Here is a 16,469-nt window from a genome sequence, read left to right on the forward strand (position 1 = left end):
GCTTGCAGGTTGCGCACATCGTACTGGCTGTCGGACGGGCCGATCACGCCAGCCGAGGCAGTCAGCAGGCGGTCCCGCAGTTGTTGGGGAATCTCAGCCGTCAGCATGTGGTCCCGGACTTGCTGAGGAATCTCAGCGGTCAACATGTGGTCCCGCACTTGGCTTGGGATGGCAGCAGTTTCAAAGCGCTCCCGAATCTTTTCGGGGATGGCCGCTTGAGCAGCAGAAGCGAGACCGAGCGTGAAGAGGGTAGCTAGAGCAGCGTTGCGAAGAGTGCTTTTCATTTCCTTTACCTCAGACTGTTTGGACTCGAACTCTCTATGTCCTTAATGTAGACCCTTATTGTTTGAATGTCAACAGTCTGAATAAGAGAATTTTCGACAAGCTTTGACCAGGTCCCAATAAGCAAGGCCCTAAGGGAACTGATTCGCTGCTGGTTTTGCAACCAGATCCCGCTCAGCGGGGCTTAATCGGTAAGCGAGCTGTAGGGCAACTGTAGGCTGGGATGGGTCGGTCGGACCCCAACACTTCCCAGATGCCCTCCCAAGCTGCAGGTGCACAGTTCTTGGCCCCCCCCTGTAGCTCTCATCATCGCTTGTGGCTCTGACGCAGTTATTCACTGTCAAAGCCATAGACAGCCGCACTACCTAGCTTTTTATAAAAGCTGACTCAGGAGCTGATAGTTGATCGCACATCACCTGCAGCTTCGAGGCTTGATGACCCCGCTCAATCTCAGCCTCGGCCTTCAGCTTGTGCTTCAGGGGTAGATAAACGGGTTTGACTTTGCCCTGCTCACAGGTGACATGGTTGTAGTAGGTTCGGCCGTTGGGTTTAGGGTAAGCGGCGATTGAACCCTCCCGAGTTCCCTGAGCCACCAACTCTCTCACCGCCTGTTGCAGCTCTGCTACTGCTTGGGTGAGGTGAGTGGCAGCTCGGCCAACTGGAGTTAGAGAGTCATGCCAAACTTGAGAGCTTTGGCATGAAAGCAGGGTTGTTGCTTGAGGCGGCTTCGGAGCTTCTGCGCCACCGAGTGATTCATGCAAAAGTTCTGTGTCTTGGCATGAATTGCTCACCAGCGGCCCAAGCTCTGGCCCAACGGCTCCCGTTCCCGTCTGTTCATGCAAACTGCTGTCGCTTTGACATGAATGCAAAGATGCTTGGGGAGCAGCTTCTTCAGGCTGACCTGGAATTTCTGCAGGACTACTAGTTATTGCGCGGCGCCGTCGTTTGCTCATCTGCCGCTCGCTACCTCCAGACAGACGCTCTTAGTCCGGCCCCAGCTGGCTTACCCCTGACACTCAAAGCCAGCAACTCCCCCAGCCACCCTGACGCTCAGGACTCAACTGCTCTATCGCTTGCTCGAGGTCTCGCCGCTGTAGCTTGAGGCCAGCTCCTGAAGCTGGGCAGGGGTCTCACACTGCTGCAGGGCAGCACACAAGGTAGCCAGGGCAGGATTGCCCCCATCAGAGCGTGATGGTGCAACAGCTTCAGCGGGCACTCTCAGTAGGTCCCAGGCTCGCAACACTTCCTGACTGCAACCCACCTGAACTTCATAACTGGCAGTTTGTAGGTAGAAGCGGAGCACTCTGCCTCGCTCTCCCGGTCGCTGGCGCAGCCCCACCACTTCCTGTGGAGCAAAGGCGGTTGCTGAAGGCAGCTCTGAGCCTTTTTCACTTACCTGCTGCACCCAGGTCTGCTGCTCTGGGGTTAGAAGCTCGAAAGCCTGTTTCAGGTGGGGCGTAGCGGTCTTCTGTTGCAGTAGGTCTTGTTCCTGACGAGTGCGACACTGCAGCAGGTGTTGGGCGAGGTGCAGCTGGAGTTGGGGTGAAAGGGGCTCAATTGCTCGAGCAGCAACGGTTTGACTATGTGGTTCAGACTTATTCCTAGCGTCACTACTTAGATCTAAAGCGCTAGGAATAGTGTCTGAACACTGCTCCAACCTCTGCAGGTCCATGCTTCTGAGGATCTTGCTGATGGCGCTTTGCGTCAGGCCAACAAGCTGGGCAATCACCGCCCACCTGCTGCTTCAGTGGCAATGGCTCCTAGTCGTAAGCGGTGGTCAAGGGTTCAGGCTCTGTTCCTGCGGCAGCAGTGATAGCTTTTCACCCGGCGAAGTCGTTTGGTTGTGGGTAAGCTGAGCCGGTTGCCGGATTGCTAAAGGCAGCTCCCCTCCGCTCGCCCGAGGAAGTTGAACCCTAGAGATCCTCTTAGGCGGTCAATCGAGCCCTACTTTGCATGGGCTTGATTGACCTCTCTGCGCTCATGAGTTTGGTTGCTAAAGCGGAGGGTGTTGCTACGGAGCTGGAGGGATTGCTATGAAGGGTCAGAGTCAAGATACTCATCGCGGTTACTCTTTCTCCTGAGCAGGGAAGTTCAGGGAGAGCAGAGCAAGCCAGGGACAGGTTTCCATAGGCTCTGGTTATCCCAATTGCAAGGAAGGGGAGCTAGGTGTAGGGGGGGGCATCCAGCGTTCAATCTCCGGCACGAGAAATGGATGCCAGATTCTGTCAGATCTTTGAAAGCCCAGTGCGTGATCGGATCAATCTGATCAGGCTGTAATAAAAGAGCTAAAAGCCTTATACATCAGGACTTTTGCGGATCGCGTTGTGTGTCGATCCGGGAGCTTTTGTAGTAACCCTCAAAGCCTTGCTCCGTAAGGCTTTGAGGCCAATTTTTCGAGAAATTTTTTTTACTACAAAGCTGCTTGTAGTAAACAATGCAAGTAGTAATAGCGGCAAACGGAAGAGTAGGCTCGATACTCACAGCTTGAGGACCTTTCTGAGGCTCACTTCTATTTCAGGCGTGAGTTCTCGTCGGCCAAACTCAAGGTGGGAGATAAGCTGTTGGGAGACACCTAGAGTTCCAGCTAGCCTTGCTTGACTCCAACCCCTGCTTTTGCGGGCATCGCGGATTTCTTGGCCTGTAATAGGCTTCGTGGAGGCTGGAGGCAGTTGAGCTTTATAGATGGGGCGATTGCTCAACTTACCAGGCTTCCTACAATCCAATAATTCTGGAATTGGTTCAGGTGGTCGAACTGTAAGCTTACTTTCAAGCAGAATGTTGATATACCCTTTGGGCTTACGCGCCTGACCATCAGGCCTAAGCGACTCAGGATATTTCTCGTCGAATTCAATTGTCCAGCCCAGCCTTACGAGAGTTTTCAGTGATTCATTCCACTGGTCCAATAGGTCGCGAGCTTTGTGGCGGTCTTGCTTGCTTGGTAAAGCTTTTCATCATATCCAACTAGAAGCGCTCCCAGTAGTGCCTTGACTCGATACACACCGGAGGTACGAATTCGGCTTTCTAAAGTGAGATGAATGGCTAAACGAAGAGCAAGTTCGTTATGGTAAGGGTCAATTTTAAGGACACTTTGGGCAATGTAACCGAATTGGTGAAGAGCTTCTTTAGCTTTTGCACCCCCTCGATTAAGAAAGCCTTTTGTTCAAAGACCTAGTTGAACTTGAAGTTCGGCTTTTGCCAGATTCTCCAATTGGTCAGAGAGAAGAGTTTTTTGCCCCGTAGCACTGATGCTAATATTCCACATGCGTGAGGTTTGCACAGTTACCTGGGTTTTGTGCCGACTAATTTGCCCTTCTTTCCACTCGACTTTAACTAGCAAGCAATCTAGCGCGAAAGCACAGCCAACTAATTCAGATAATTTTTGACTGAGTGAAATATCTTTTCGGTTACTCCAACCAAGGTTTCTAATGACATCTTCCCCAGATAGCGTAAAACTACCGCTCCAGGGCTCTTCCTGATTCATCGCATGGGCGGCCAAAATTAGCTGAAGCTTGACGGTATTGAAGCCAAAATTATTGATGATTTTCTCAGCGGCATCCCAAGGCAAAGTTGTCACATCTCCAGGGGTTTAGATGTAATGCTCAATGTAGTTTTGGGGGTTGCTTTTAGAAATTTTTGAAAAGACAGCAACTCCATCTTGGTCACGCCAAAGGTCCTTCCTAAGCTGCGACTCTAACGAACTAATGAATGGTGCGCCAGTTGGAATCCGCTCAATATTCTTGTTTAGAAAAAGCTCATTCTCCTTAGCATTGACAGCACTCGTGTCAATTAAGTCTTCTAGTTCTTTGCTTAGAAATCTGGCTCTGCTTCTGAGCTCCTCAAGATTTTTTTGAATATGAGCTTTCAGGCCCTGATATTCAGAGGATTTGTAAGCTAACAAAGAAGCATTTAAAAGCTCATCAATAGTTACGTTAGCAGCTTCTAAATTAATTTTGTTTAACCTGACCTCGTCAGCTAACTGAGCACAAAAATCCTTCCTCCGAACTGCCTGTAAACAAGCTTCAGCATTCTGTAGCCACTTCAATATATAAGGAGCACCAAGTGCCCCTGTTTCCATGAAGGGAGCTAATGCTGCCACCAGGTCGTTCATTTCGTTGGGATTTATAAGCTCAGTGCTCAAGGAGCTTCTTTGCTACCACTAGGATACTCTATGGAATGCAGCTTTTCTTTGACTTGAAAATTTTATAGTCCAGCTTCTCGAAAAGCTTGAGCCAGCGCTTCAACAATATCTAACTCTAGACTCCATCGTTGTAAATACTCAAAGTCTAACTTGTTCCCCTGCATACTTAAGACTCCCAGCACAATACAGTAATTCTAAACTAACTCCACTTTTTGAATTATCAATGAGGCTGAATCAGGTAGAGATTGCCGCAAAATCACCGGGATCGTAGCTAATATCACCAACAAAATAAAAAGACAAAACGAGATTAAAGGTAGACCGCCCCATTCCCTCCAGCGTCAGGTCAGGAGGGATCATTCACCGAATATTGTGCTGAAAGCGGTTCCATTCCCGATGGGTCTACCCGACTTGCTGTCACGCCAGCAATAATCCCGCCAATCACTGAACTCCATACCTCTGCACCGCTTCTAGGTCGCTATCTCCCAAGTTCCCTAGTCGCTTAATCGGATAGTGTTTTCATCAGAAGCATTTGCTCCGGTTCTCCCAGAGTTGAGGGCCTAGGGGGCAGCTAGGGCAAGAGATGATACTTTTAAACCCCCTCTCAGGCGCTACTAATGTCTTTGACCAAGCCCCTGATACCTCTCGCTTAAGGGTCGGGCCCTAGTAATAGGATTATTGACTCAGTGATTGAATCTTGCCAGGGCTTATATTAGTAGATACGGTTTCTTGCTAAGCCACTTGGTTGTAAGTTCTGGTCTGACTACTCGTTGCGTAGACGCTCCAGTTCTTGTTTGGTGAGGATGCGTAATAAAGCTGTCAATTAGTCTGCTTTTTGCAAACTTTCAGTGTTGCCAACTCTTCAGGACTAGCAATCAAGTAACCTTCCAGCCCCTTACCCACCAGCAAGCCTTAAGAACCTTGGCACGGCTTCGAGATAGCCAGAAGATGTTTGCCCGGTTTGCTGAGTTGGCATCGCATGGATAGCCAAGTTACCTCTTCTTGGATAAGAAACGGTGTCTGCTGTACTGACAAGTGCCATTAGAAAATCAGGGGCTTGATCCTAGCCAAGACCTCTGAAACCACCGCACTCGGAGCTTCCTCAGGGAATTTTACACCCCATTCGTGCCAGTCCAGAAACTTGAGGTGATCAGCCAAGATACAGCCTGTCGTCCTCATGCCCAAAGGAAGAACAACCTCAAAGGGATAGCCCTTCTGCTGATTTGTGATTGGGCAGGCCAACATCAAGCGAGCCTTCCTGTTGTAGGCAGCATGGGATAAGACGAGGGCAGGACGAAAGCCTGCTTGCTCCCGCCCCACTTTGACATAGGAGAAATAAAATGCCTCCCTCGGTAAGTGGGAGGCATTTTATTTTCATGGGTGTCTAGCAATGTTTCTGGTTGTCCCAACCGGCTAACTAAACTGTCCGAGCCGGTTGGAAGAACTACCCTATGCAGGCCTTGAATAAGGCAGGATCATCCCAAGGAACATCATGATAGGCTTTTTCCAAATGGGGGCTTTGAACGTCGCGGTACCATTCCTGCGGAAAGAGAGCAGCCAGAGCATTGCCCTGAAGAGTTGGAGCTTGGGTGTAAGCTCCGCCGCTCAATTTAGCGTAAAGTGCTGCGCACAGATCCCTGCCAACTGATGAGCCAAGATGAGAAACAGGTATGGGACGAGGGTTACATTCTATGAAATAAGCATGCCCCTCCTCTGAAAGCATGAAGTCAAATCCAGCGAAACCTGTGTACTCAAAGTGAGCAATTAGAGCTGAGGCTGTCGCAGCCATTTCTGGGTGTTCGATAAAACGAACAACGCTGCTTGGCCCGTTAGGCGTTGGAGAGGTGCATTCCTTAGCGGCAGCAAAACCAGTCAAAATCTCACCCGAAACAGCTACTGCACTATACATAGCTGCCTTACCTCCTATGAATTGCTGCACACTAAGCGTGTTGTCAGATAGCAACCAGCTTCTATTTAGCAGCCGACTTACGGACTTTCTGAACCTGCTCTTTTTCCTTGGTAGAAATGCTGGCAGACTTTGCAATAGCTCGTCCTGACTATCACAAACTTTTACTCCCGCTCCTGACCAGCTAAAATCCTTCTTAAGCACAACTGGATAGTTGTATTTGCTAGCGAACTCTAAAGCCTCATCTAAGCTCCGAACTACTTTCTGCATTGGCGTCTGCAGACCCAGTTCCTGTGCAACCAGTTGAGTATGATGTTTGAGAACAGTGGCTTCAAAGAGCTTAGCATTACCTAATGAGCGCTGAATAACCGTTAGCGCTTCGGCTAGGATGAAACTAGGATTTTCTATTCCCAGACGTACAAGGTAGTGCAAAAAGCAAACAGCAATTTCATCTCCAGGGATGATAATGACTGGATGCCACTCATGAATTGCCTGAACCAAAGACCTGAGTAATTGCCTACCCGACTTGGTTGAGCTCAATAGAAATCGTTGATCTACATGACCCGTTTTCGCCAGAAAACTCAATGGATGGCACAAAACACCTACCTTGAAACCCACCTGCTGTAAAGCTTTAGGTAGTCTAGCAATGCCAAGCCGCTCGCGGTCAACAGAGAAAACTAATACATGCACAATTCTTTAGCTCCAATGATATCTTTCAGCGGTTTGATTAGAGGCTTTGTCCCAGTTGGCTTTGGTGAATATGTCGTCTTTGGCTTGCGCCTGTTCTTTTTAAGGCAACAGTCTCTAGCTGTACATAGAGTTGCTTAGGCAGGAGCAACAGCATATAAGCCGCAATGACAGTCAGAAGAGTTCGGCGTGGTTCTTCGAACAAAACACGCCAGTGAGTTGTGATGGCGCGATGCACAAGTTTCACAGCCATTGCCCCTGACCCCGAGCGCACAGCACGACGCGCTAAATAGCGAAGCTGGTAAGCTCTTGCTACATTGCCCCAACGAGCAATCACATCTGGTGCGTAGGTACGGGTCTTATTAATTACCTGCTCCCAAGATTCAAACTGCTTAAGCAAGTTAGCTGACAACCCTTCTGAATTTACTCGGTACAATGTCAGGGCTTCAGGAATACCTTCAATTTGCCATTGTGTTTGAATGGCAATACGAATCCAACATTCAATATCCTCTGATTGACGGAAACGGTCATCGAAATAAAAATCTTCAGTAGTGCCGTAAAGATCATCCTGGAACCGAATCGCGTCAAGAACTTCCCGGCGCAACACAGGTGCTGAACCATTGCCGATTGGGTTTCGGCACAATAGATACTCAGGCGTAATTCCAGATAACTTAGGCATCTGGTAGGTGCCCAGTGGTTCTCCGGTTTCATCTATGAAAGCAGAGCGGCTAAAACTAACCCCGACAGTAGGTGCACTTTCTAGGTGACCAATGTGTCGTTCTAGCTTTTGAGGTAACCAGAGATCGTCAGAGTCCAATAAAGCCAAGTACTGCCCCTGTGCATGGCGAATGCCAGTATTTCTAGCACCTGCTAAACCTCTGTTCTTTTGATAAACAATACGAATTCGAGGGTCTGTAAATTGCTGGCAAATCTCAATACTATGATCGGGGGACTCGTCATCTACGATGATCAACTCAAAGTCTGAATAAGTCTGCGCTAAAACTGATTGAATGGTTGCTGCAATGTAGCGTTCTACTTTGTAAACAGGGACGACTACAGAAACTTTTGGCGTTGTTTTAATCATATAACTAGCTCAGTGTTCTGGTTTGAGGTAGGAACCTGGGTGGGAATCAAAGACATATCGTCCTACCCACACAGTAAAAATGGGCAGAATGGTGATGTGAGCGAGCAAGACTGCGGTTGCAACCCCTAAGATTCCCCACTGTGTGCTGATGCCTATAGCGATCACAAACATGATCGTGAAAATTAGGTTCCATTGCAGATTGATTTGGGGTTTACCCACTGCACAGGTTAGTTGAGAAGCAGCATCTGCGAAGGGACGAGGCAAAGCAGATAAACAGATAAGAATTAGGACAGGAATAGCCCCAGCCTCTGTCCACTTCTGACTGAAGACAATCGGAACGTACCAAGGAGCTAAGCTTGATTGAATCAAGATTAGAGGTACTGTGATCAACGCAATAGTCCTCAGTCCACTAAAAAAACGCGACTTTAGTTGTGCTAGGTCAGTGTTGACGGCACAAAGATATGGAAATAATGCTGAGCTACAGGCCGTGATCACACTTAAACTGATGCCTAAACCAGCGTTAAAGGCAAAATAGTAAATTCCTAATGCTTGGACCCCTAAAAAACGACCAACCAGCAGGTAGTCAACGTTATTCCTTAAGGTGGTCAGCAACTCGATTCCTAAAATGCTTCGACTATAGTCAAAAATGCTCCGCCAGTGTTTTAGCGTAAATCTACCCTTCGGTCGCCATGAATGATTGAAGTAATAGAAAGCAACCCAAATCGGCGCGACTAGAACCTTTGGCAAGATAACTGCCCACATTCCCATGTCGAGAAAGGCGAAGATAACTGTTAAGACACAATCAGATGAGAGCTGCAAGGTGTTACATATGGCTACAATTTTTAGACGGCTCTCTCGTTGAATTAGGGCACATTGAACTATCCCCAATGGTAGGATCAGGTAAACCATGCCCATCAGACAAATGGGTAGAATTAGCGTGTTGTGCTGGTAGGACAAACTTACCGGATAAGCTATCAAGCATTGGACAATAAAGAGAAAACTGAACAATATCCAGTTAAACCAGTAAGCAGTTTCGCAAAGCGGCTCTAGCTCCTCCTCCCGCGCCTGAATTAACTTTGTTACAACCCCACTGCGAGTGAATACATTGACAAACTCGTTAGTGGTCAGGACTAGAGCCGCTAACCCATAATCGGTGGGGCTGAGTAGACGGGCTAGAACAACGGTAGTCGCTAACCGAAAAAAGCGAACAACTAGCTGTGAACCTCCTAGCCAGCCTAGATTCTGGATGAATTTGTCAGACAGCTTTCTCTTGATTTGAGCAATGATTCCCTGAGCACTAATCATAGAACTGCGTGAGTCACGTTTAGGAGACTATAGGATATTGAGCCGTGCCAATGTCTTCTACAGAAGGGTAAAGGCCATTAAATGGCGCCACTATCTTTGCTAAACAGGACCGTGACAGTTTTTAACAGAAGAGATAAGTCACGCTTCAAACTCCAGTTTTTTTGGTACTTCAGGTCTAGCTTGATCACGTCTTCGAAGTTACGTATCTTAGAGCGGCCATTGACTTGCCACTCACCTGTAATTCCAGGCTTGACATCTAGGCGCGCCCACTCTGGAGCATCGTAATGATTAAGTTCTTCTGCTGTAGGGGGACGGGTACCGACTAAGCTCATATCCCCCAGGAGCACATTCCAAAACTGTGGAAATTCATCCAAACTAGTTTTGCGCAGAAAACGACCCACCCGAGTTATTCGCGGGTCTTTATCGTTCTTGAAAAAATTGCCGTTAGCCTGGTTAGCAATTTGGCTCTTTAGGGCTTCTGCATTAGCAACCATTGAGCGGAATTTCCAGATGCGGAAGCGCTTACTCATCAATCCACAGCGAACCTGGCTAAAGAAGATTGGGCCAGGGTCATCCAATTGAATGGCAATACTAATGGGAATTAACAGAATTGCCATAATGGAAAGACCAACAACTGCACCAACAATATCGATAGACCGTTTGATTGGATGATTGACCGAGGGGTGAAGCTTAAGTTGCGGATCTTGCCTGAGCTGACGTTTTAGGTCTTTGTCACGGTAGGTTCGGGCTGTTGCGGCAGCTTCCTCAATGTTAAAAGCGCGATCTATGCCTACCATTACTAGGGTTGCTCTAACTTCTGGAATGACGCTCCAAAGCACCAGTTCATGTTTACCTGCTTGAGCCAATTTCAAGCAGGCGACCAGAGCTCCCAAGCCAGTGCTATCGATAAACTTAGTTGCACTCATGTCCAGAACAATTTTTTGAGAAAAGCTCTGGTCCAGGCCTTTTAAAACTGCTCGAAACTGCAGTACTTCAACTGTAGTTAAGCGTGCAGGGGTACTAAGAACTGTAGTTCCCTGATGTTGAAAGACTGTTGTTTCGGATTTCGAAGCAGAATCCTGCCGAATAACAGAATCTACCTCTGTTGATCGCGCACATTGAACTTTAGGATAGCGCTTTGCTAGCTCTGGGCTATGCACGAAAAGTTGATCTAAAACTGCAAATGCTCTCAAAATCCGAGCAGACAAACTGAGCTGCTTGATTCGAGTTCGCGATTCTACAAAGATCACCTGACTTCTACATAAAAGTTTGGCCAGAAGTAGAAAAGGAACTGCTACTCCTGCCCCTGTTGAAAGTACTAAATTAGGTTGCTCACGCTGCAAGACCTTGAATGCAAGGAACAAGTTGCGAACTAGATTAGGGAGGTTGCGATTGGTAGGGCTATGAGCCCAGTACACCCGTCCTGGCTCATCTTGGAGTTCGTTTTTGGTGGTTTCTGCCCGAAATGTAACCCAGCAAGAGCTTTGAAACTGCTGCCGGAAAGGTTTTAGTTGTTGCATTTCCTTGAAATGACCACCGGAAGAACAGACCAACATGATCTTTTTGTCAGTGCTATCTCCGTAGTACTCACTTAGCTGCTTGCAGAGGTCAGCCTGAGGCAGTTTCAGATCTGTAGATTCTGTTGCTGTCAGGAACTTCGTTAGAGATGCAGGAGATCTTGCAATAGAAACACCTTGCTGCTCTAGAGCATCAGCCAATTCCAACTGATGGTCATCGACATGCTCCCCAAAGCGCTGAGTTCTAGGAACGAGTACATAGGGCTTACCGGAAGCCTCCAACAGAAGGGCCGTACCTTCACCGCAATGAGCAATAATTAGACGCGCCTGATCAACTAGAGTTTTGAAGGCAGATTCTGGAAGTAACTTAAAAACCTTGACCTGATCTGGAAGCTTGGTTGAGCAACCGTATTGTACGACTACTTCCTCATTCTGATCGATAAAACCATTGCGAATTAGCAGATTCACCCAGTCCATCAAAGCGTTGAAGGGGTACTGTTCTGTTCCTACTGTAACTAGAATCATTGGGGCTGACCGTTTACTAGAGGAATGAAAGGCCAAATGTGGGCATGTCAGCTTGACATTTCATTTTTAAATTTCTATTTGGAAGTATGCCCATCTAGCTGATGTTCTAACGACTCTATTTCTTCTGTCGTTAGCTTAAGAATCTAGAGAAAAATCAGTGTTTTCACGCTTTCAATCCAGTAAGCAAGAGTTGGTGAATCAATTAACTCTTATGGGTCCTCTACTTTTTTTCTAAAGTTAAAGGGCTCTTGTTTCACCGCCAGTCCGAGGTTAGAAACCGATTACTCTCCAAAACAAGTTTTCCCATTGCTCCAGATACTTCTCCCAAGCATGCTTTACAGATTTTCTACCCGCTTCTCCCCATGCTTCTAGATTTTGGCTAAGCAAAGATGCAATCGCTTGAGCTAATTCCTGAGAATCTAGGGAAGGCACTGCAAGGCCACAATCCTGGATCTGCTCGCTTAAACCATCAACATCAGCAACAATTAAAGCTTTACTGGCGGCTTTAGCTTCTAAACAAACGATTCCCCAAGGTTCCCAACGCGAAGGAACGATGACTGCGTCACAGCTTTGTAGAAATTGAGCTACATCGTCTATCCGTCCCACAAATTGGACATTGTCTAGGCCTTGAGCTGCCTTCTTAAGTTTCGCCTCATCTGGTCCTGTACCTGCAATACGAAGCCTTATAGGCGCTTGCGGAATTAAACGCATTGCATCCAGTAGAATATCAAACCCCTTCTGAGTGCAAAACCTTCCGTAGGTTGCCAGGGTGAGCAGCTGATTACTCGGTTTGGGTGATAGTTGCAAGAAATTGTCTAGATTGCAACAGGGCTGAATCAAATCGAGCTTCTTTTGAGCAACTAGATTGTTTGCGTTCAGCCACTTTTGCTGTGCTTGAGAAATTGCAACGACACGATGGGCTAGAGCATGAGAGAGCTTGAGCATTAAGCGAAACCGAGCCACTGACGGCACGTTGAATCGCTCAAATCCTGCTGAGTAATGGTGTTCGTAGATGACGATTTTAGTGCGTCTGTGCAGCAATCTGACAAGCAACAGATCTACTAAACCTTTCCAGTTGCAAGCTTGATGGCAAAGAATCAAGTCTGGCTTTAAGTTGCTAATGGCTGCTCTAGCAGTTTCGATGGGGGAGGTTGAAAACTCGAATTGCTCGGCTAGGCGAGAATTCTTGAGGTTTTCCACGGTTGACTTGACCCCCCCCATTTTGTCATCACCCAGTAGATGAAGAATTTTAGGTTTCATGGCAAAGGCTAGGTGAAATAGGCTGAAGACGATAGCTTTGATTAAAGGCAATCCCTAGTAAGACTAAGCCAGGCCAGTATAGATAGGCCAAGATCTCTAGGTTCTCACCTAAAGCATAGAGAAATAGGATTAGCAATATACTCAAGCCTGTCTGAGCGATTACGCTATTCTGAGCTTTGAGAAGCAGATCTACAAAACTCAAAAGCAGGGGGACCGCTAGAGCCAAGAAACCAACTAAGCCCTTCACAAACAGTAGGCCAAACCAGCTATGGTGTGAGCCAATGGGCATGTACTCAACCAAGTGTGGTCCCCGTTCAACAACGCCATGTCCCCAAATGGGCGCTTCGTCCTGCCAACGTTGAACAGCAATACTTCCCAAAGTTGCACGAACCCGAGAAGAACCAGCCCGTGCTGCCTTAAAAGCATCTAAGAAGTCGTGGTATGCCTGTAAGAGTGCAGGAGTAAAAATGCCTGTCAAGGTCGATGTAAAACCCAAAGTAAACAACATACCGGGGCGAGTCAGGTTAGCAAGAATCCGACTAAATATAGGAACAACTGCTAAGGTGACCAGAGCCAATCTGGACTGAGAGACAACACACATCAAAACGCTAGCGATGATGCCAGCCCAGCGCCACTTTTTTACTTTTTCCTGAAGCGCAAATACAAAGTAGACATTTGCCACAAACCCTAAAGCTGGAGCCCAAGGCGTAAACAAACGCCACCTAACTCTGCCTCCTTCAGGATCGATTTCATAAAGATTCAGCGCAAAGAATTCTGGACCTGGACCACCGACTAGGCTTGTTGGGGAGACGTAGGGAGTCTGTGGTAGATGTAAAACGTAAGCCAATAAAAAGAGGGGGAAAAGCAGCAAAGTTTGAAAGCAGACAATACAAGTAGCTCGATAAATGAGCTGAGGACGAATTTTTAGGCAGCCGATTAATGGGAATATTGCCATAAGAGCCCAGCCCTTAGCCCAACCGATAGTTGACTTGATAATGGCTGGAACCCCTAAGCCAAAATCAAGATGCCCCATGATTAAGGCAACTTCCATCACCAACATGGCACTTACCCAAATCCAAACTCCCCAGGGAATGTAAATCCTATCAGCAGCAGGGGTTAAGTCAGTTTGCTGCCAGAGTTTTCTGCATAAGTAGAAAAGCAGTATCCAGGCAATTGCTGGAGCTGCAATATAGAGCCCTCCCACTACATAAAGGCCATAAGTACCAGTAATAGCATGCCAAACTAGACGTTCTTCAAAGTTACACGGCGATAAATCGTTTCGCGTGTCCATAACAAAACCAGCCCAGTTGTGATTAAAACTGATCCTAAAAACGCCCCTGCCAAGACAAATTTTCCCTTGGGAGAAGTGGGTTCGTCAGGTAGAGATGGCTCCACGAGAACTTGTACTAATGGGTAGGAGGCAAAGACATCCGTCTTGCTGACATCTGTTTTCGCCAAGGTAGAACTGAAAACTGCCTGAGCGACCTGGAGATTAAGCTGCAAGTTTTGCAAGGTTGCAGCTTTACCAACTTGTCTATTAAGCCTGGTTTCCAGCTGGACTATTTGTTTGTCCAAAGACTCTGCCTGACCACCTAGACCACGTTGCTGTGCCTGTACAGAAACTAAGTCCTGAAATAGATTAGCTCGATTTCCAGCCGAGGGAAGATTTAGAAGCTGCAATCCCTTTCCATCAAGTTCTCGCCCAACTAACAATTGGCTCCGTCGAAGTAGAGCATTGTGAGCTGCTGTTTGTCTGGCAACTTCTTTAACCACTTTAGGGTGGTTAGGCCCCCACTTGGACAAATAAATCTCAAGAGTAGTACTAGATTCAGCATAGTCTTTGAGATTTTGTTGAAAGATCGAATCAGCTTGCAAAACGAAGGCATCGGCAGCCTGTTGGGGCGAGACGCCGAGATTACCCGATAATTGCAGTAATTGCTTATTGGCTTTTTGGTGCTCGGCGACCACTTCAACTTGCTGTTTGCGTAGCTGCTCAATATTGAGCGCTAGCTCCTTGAATTGGTCTGTGGAAGTCAGACCGGATTTCGCCTCATAGGTGGCAAGCGCTTGCTGTGCTTCTCTGAGTTTTTCCTTTGCAGAACCGAGTGTCGCTTTCAGGCTCTGTGCCCGTTGCTTTTCTTCATTTGCCCTCAACTTGTCAAGCTGCTCCTCAAAGGCATTGTATAGAGCCTGCGACTTGTCCCTTGCTTGTTCGGGGTTAAAACCCGTCACACTAAAGTTGAGCACTGCTGTTTGATCAATCAGTTTGATGCGGGGTTTGCCAAACTCTTCAATGGGCAAATCGAGTTGTTCAGCTGCTATCTTCAGGACAGCCTTACTTTCCGCAATTGTTTTGTAGTTAACTTTTGGATCTACAGTTGAGCCGCTATATGGAGAGCTGACGTTGGAAGATGCTTGGCCAACATTATCGAGATTAATAGTAGAACCCGCTCCTGCACCTGGAAGAATGAGAGACCATTCACTGGTGTAAGTGACGGGAGCTATTTTCAGATAGGTCAGGGCCATGCCCCAAAGCATGACGTTGGTACCCAGAGCCAAGAGCATGTAGCGAACGAACCGCCCCCCTCGTTTTGATTCTCGCTCACGAACCTCTCTTGAGAGGTCTGAAATTTCTGGAATGTTAGTAGAATCTGTCATTTGAAGAGATTGAGTATGAGGCCAAACGGAGAAAAAATATCGCCAATGGTTCGGAATACATCCCTTAGGCCTGTAACTCTGGAGTCATAGCAGGCTACGCCATCTCCCGGCATGAGAAAGGGGTTATTCTCGTCGCCTGAGTCTCGGACCAACTTCTCAACTGGGCGGTTTAAGGTTTCAGTTTTACCAGTTAAGATGTTAGTTCTTACTAGAACGGCGTGACGGCGAGCATTGGTCGCGCCTGTACCACCAACACAGTTTGCAGCGATCACGGCTTGAGATAGCCTTGCTCCATAAGCGAAACCTCCATTTTCTACAGAGTTAGCAGATTGTCCATTACCAGGGGCTGGAATAGATAGATTGGATAGATAAACACGGATTCCTGGTGGGGTAATCTCTGAGGGGCGGACGAGATTGTTGTTAATTTTTTGAGTTGAGGAGACAATAATTTGATCCCCGGCTACCAGGGGAATATCTTCAACTGGCTGACCACTAAATACACCCGATAAATCTATTGTCCTCTCTGCTGTTCCCCGGATGACACGAATATTAGCCACATCTGCATCAGGCCTGACACCACCGGCTGCCCTTAGCGCAACAGTGAGGTAACGCTCAGGTGTGGCCACACCTGGAGCTTGATTATTGTCCTGGCGCTCTTCGTTCGGGCGTCGGTCGTTAATCTGAACGCGACCAGGTTGAAAAGTTGCCCCTTGCACTGTGACTTCAATAGGAGCCCAAGACAAAACCTGTAGGCTAACGTTGATGAAATCTTGCCGGAAATAGCCGCCTGAAACGAGGGCCTGAGAAATCTTTTCTGCTGCTGCTGTGGGCTCTAGCGTTTCTACCGGCAAAGAACCCAGAAACGGGAACTCTAACGCTCCATCAGAGTTAACGACGTAATTTCCAGCGAACTCGTCTCCTTCAGGAATAATAATTCTGACCCGGTCACCGGGTGAAAGAGTGAGCGCAGCACTAGGGGCTGATGCGGCTAGAACTGATACAGTGACCGCGGATGCTAGGATGACGCACTGGACAAAAAGTGTTTTGGGGGGCAATTTGAGGGGCATCAGTACAACTCCCTAAGCTTTTGGCTTTGGTTTAGGTGGAAGT

15 protein-coding genes are annotated in these 16,469 nt (G+C 47.6%); all 15 read right to left on the bottom strand.

Translation table 11 applies throughout. The features are described 5' to 3' along the window. A partial coding sequence (locus tag H6F94_RS30470) for a hypothetical protein (RefSeq protein ID WP_190806060.1) occupies window positions 1–284 on the bottom strand: 284 nt, incomplete at its 3' end. Window positions 285–647: 363 nt separating this feature from the next. Next, entirely contained in the window at window positions 648–1,235 is a 588-nt protein-coding gene (locus tag H6F94_RS30475) for a hypothetical protein (RefSeq protein WP_190806061.1), read from the bottom strand. Between the two features lie 113 nt (window positions 1,236–1,348). Next, window positions 1,349–2,011: a hypothetical protein gene (locus tag H6F94_RS30480; RefSeq protein WP_190806062.1), complete on the bottom strand. Its 663-nt coding sequence runs from the start codon at window positions 2,009–2,011 to the stop codon at window positions 1,349–1,351. Between the two features lie 748 nt (window positions 2,012–2,759). After that, window positions 2,760–3,185, bottom strand: a complete 426-nt coding sequence (locus H6F94_RS33680) for a helix-turn-helix domain-containing protein (RefSeq protein ID WP_396426467.1) — start codon at window positions 3,183–3,185, stop codon at window positions 2,760–2,762. 257 nt (window positions 3,186–3,442) lie between these two features. Beyond that, window positions 3,443–3,856, bottom strand: coding sequence for a hypothetical protein (locus H6F94_RS30490; RefSeq protein WP_190806064.1), 414 nt, complete (start codon window positions 3,854–3,856; stop codon window positions 3,443–3,445). 12 nt (window positions 3,857–3,868) lie between these two features. Further along, window positions 3,869–4,390, bottom strand: a complete 522-nt coding sequence (locus H6F94_RS30495; RefSeq protein ID WP_190806065.1) for a hypothetical protein — start codon at window positions 4,388–4,390, stop codon at window positions 3,869–3,871. Window positions 4,391–5,458: 1,068 nt separating this feature from the next. Then, on the bottom strand, window positions 5,459–5,737 hold the full coding sequence (locus H6F94_RS30500) for a type II toxin-antitoxin system PemK/MazF family toxin (RefSeq protein ID WP_190806066.1): 279 nt from the start codon (window positions 5,735–5,737) through the stop codon (window positions 5,459–5,461). A gap of 124 nt (window positions 5,738–5,861) precedes the next feature. After that, on the bottom strand, window positions 5,862–7,013 hold the full coding sequence (locus H6F94_RS32735; protein WP_190806067.1) for an ATP-binding protein: 1,152 nt from the start codon (window positions 7,011–7,013) through the stop codon (window positions 5,862–5,864). Window positions 7,014–7,050: 37 nt separating this feature from the next. Then, entirely contained in the window at window positions 7,051–8,094 is a 1,044-nt protein-coding gene (locus H6F94_RS30510; protein WP_190806068.1) for a glycosyltransferase family 2 protein, read from the bottom strand. A 9-nt stretch (window positions 8,095–8,103) separates the two neighbouring features. Continuing rightward, a complete protein-coding gene (locus H6F94_RS30515; RefSeq protein WP_190806069.1) occupies window positions 8,104–9,399 on the bottom strand; it encodes a lipopolysaccharide biosynthesis protein in 1,296 nt (431 codons plus the stop codon). Between the two features lie 77 nt (window positions 9,400–9,476). Continuing rightward, the gene (locus H6F94_RS31980) at window positions 9,477–11,441 is read right to left on the bottom strand and encodes a sugar transferase (RefSeq protein WP_190806070.1); all 1,965 of its coding nucleotides are present in this window, start codon (window positions 11,439–11,441) and stop codon (window positions 9,477–9,479) included. A 270-nt stretch (window positions 11,442–11,711) separates the two neighbouring features. Then, a complete protein-coding gene (locus H6F94_RS30525; protein WP_190806071.1) occupies window positions 11,712–12,701 on the bottom strand; it encodes a glycosyltransferase family 4 protein in 990 nt (329 codons plus the stop codon). Next, window positions 12,691–13,992, bottom strand: coding sequence for an O-antigen ligase family protein (locus H6F94_RS30530; protein WP_190806072.1), 1,302 nt, complete (start codon window positions 13,990–13,992; stop codon window positions 12,691–12,693). Before H6F94_RS30530 ends, H6F94_RS30525 begins: the two co-directional genes overlap by 11 nt. Beyond that, entirely contained in the window at window positions 13,944–15,359 is a 1,416-nt protein-coding gene (locus H6F94_RS30535) for a GumC family protein (RefSeq protein ID WP_190806073.1), read from the bottom strand. The genes H6F94_RS30530 and H6F94_RS30535 overlap by 49 nt, the downstream gene beginning before the upstream one ends. After that, entirely contained in the window at window positions 15,356–16,426 is a 1,071-nt protein-coding gene (locus tag H6F94_RS30540; RefSeq protein ID WP_190806074.1) for a polysaccharide biosynthesis/export family protein, read from the bottom strand. Before H6F94_RS30540 ends, H6F94_RS30535 begins: the two co-directional genes overlap by 4 nt. Between the last annotated feature and the right edge of the window lie 43 nt (window positions 16,427–16,469).

Source organism: Leptolyngbya sp. FACHB-261, from assembly GCF_014696065.1.
Taxonomy (GTDB): Bacteria; Cyanobacteriota; Cyanobacteriia; order FACHB-261; family FACHB-261; genus FACHB-261.

Excerpts from the sequence above, each read along its gene's own strand:
- H6F94_RS30475 (WP_190806061.1), bottom strand. The coding sequence starts at position 1,235 with ATGAGCAAACGACGGCGCCGCGCAATAACTAGTAGTCCTGCAGAAATT.
- H6F94_RS30495 (WP_190806065.1), bottom strand. The coding sequence starts at position 4,390 with ATGAACGACCTGGTGGCAGCATTAGCTCCCTTCATGGAAACAGGGGCA.
- H6F94_RS30510 (WP_190806068.1), bottom strand. The coding sequence starts at position 8,094 with ATGATTAAAACAACGCCAAAAGTTTCTGTAGTCGTCCCTGTTTACAAA.
- H6F94_RS30515 (WP_190806069.1), bottom strand. The coding sequence starts at position 9,399 with ATGATTAGTGCTCAGGGAATCATTGCTCAAATCAAGAGAAAGCTGTCT.
- H6F94_RS31980 (WP_190806070.1), bottom strand. The coding sequence starts at position 11,441 with ATGATTCTAGTTACAGTAGGAACAGAACAGTACCCCTTCAACGCTTTG.
- H6F94_RS30525 (WP_190806071.1), bottom strand. The coding sequence starts at position 12,701 with ATGAAACCTAAAATTCTTCATCTACTGGGTGATGACAAAATGGGGGGG.
- H6F94_RS30530 (WP_190806072.1), bottom strand. The coding sequence starts at position 13,992 with ATGGACACGCGAAACGATTTATCGCCGTGTAACTTTGAAGAACGTCTA.
- H6F94_RS30535 (WP_190806073.1), bottom strand. The coding sequence starts at position 15,359 with ATGACAGATTCTACTAACATTCCAGAAATTTCAGACCTCTCAAGAGAG.
- H6F94_RS30540 (WP_190806074.1), bottom strand. The coding sequence starts at position 16,426 with ATGCCCCTCAAATTGCCCCCCAAAACACTTTTTGTCCAGTGCGTCATC.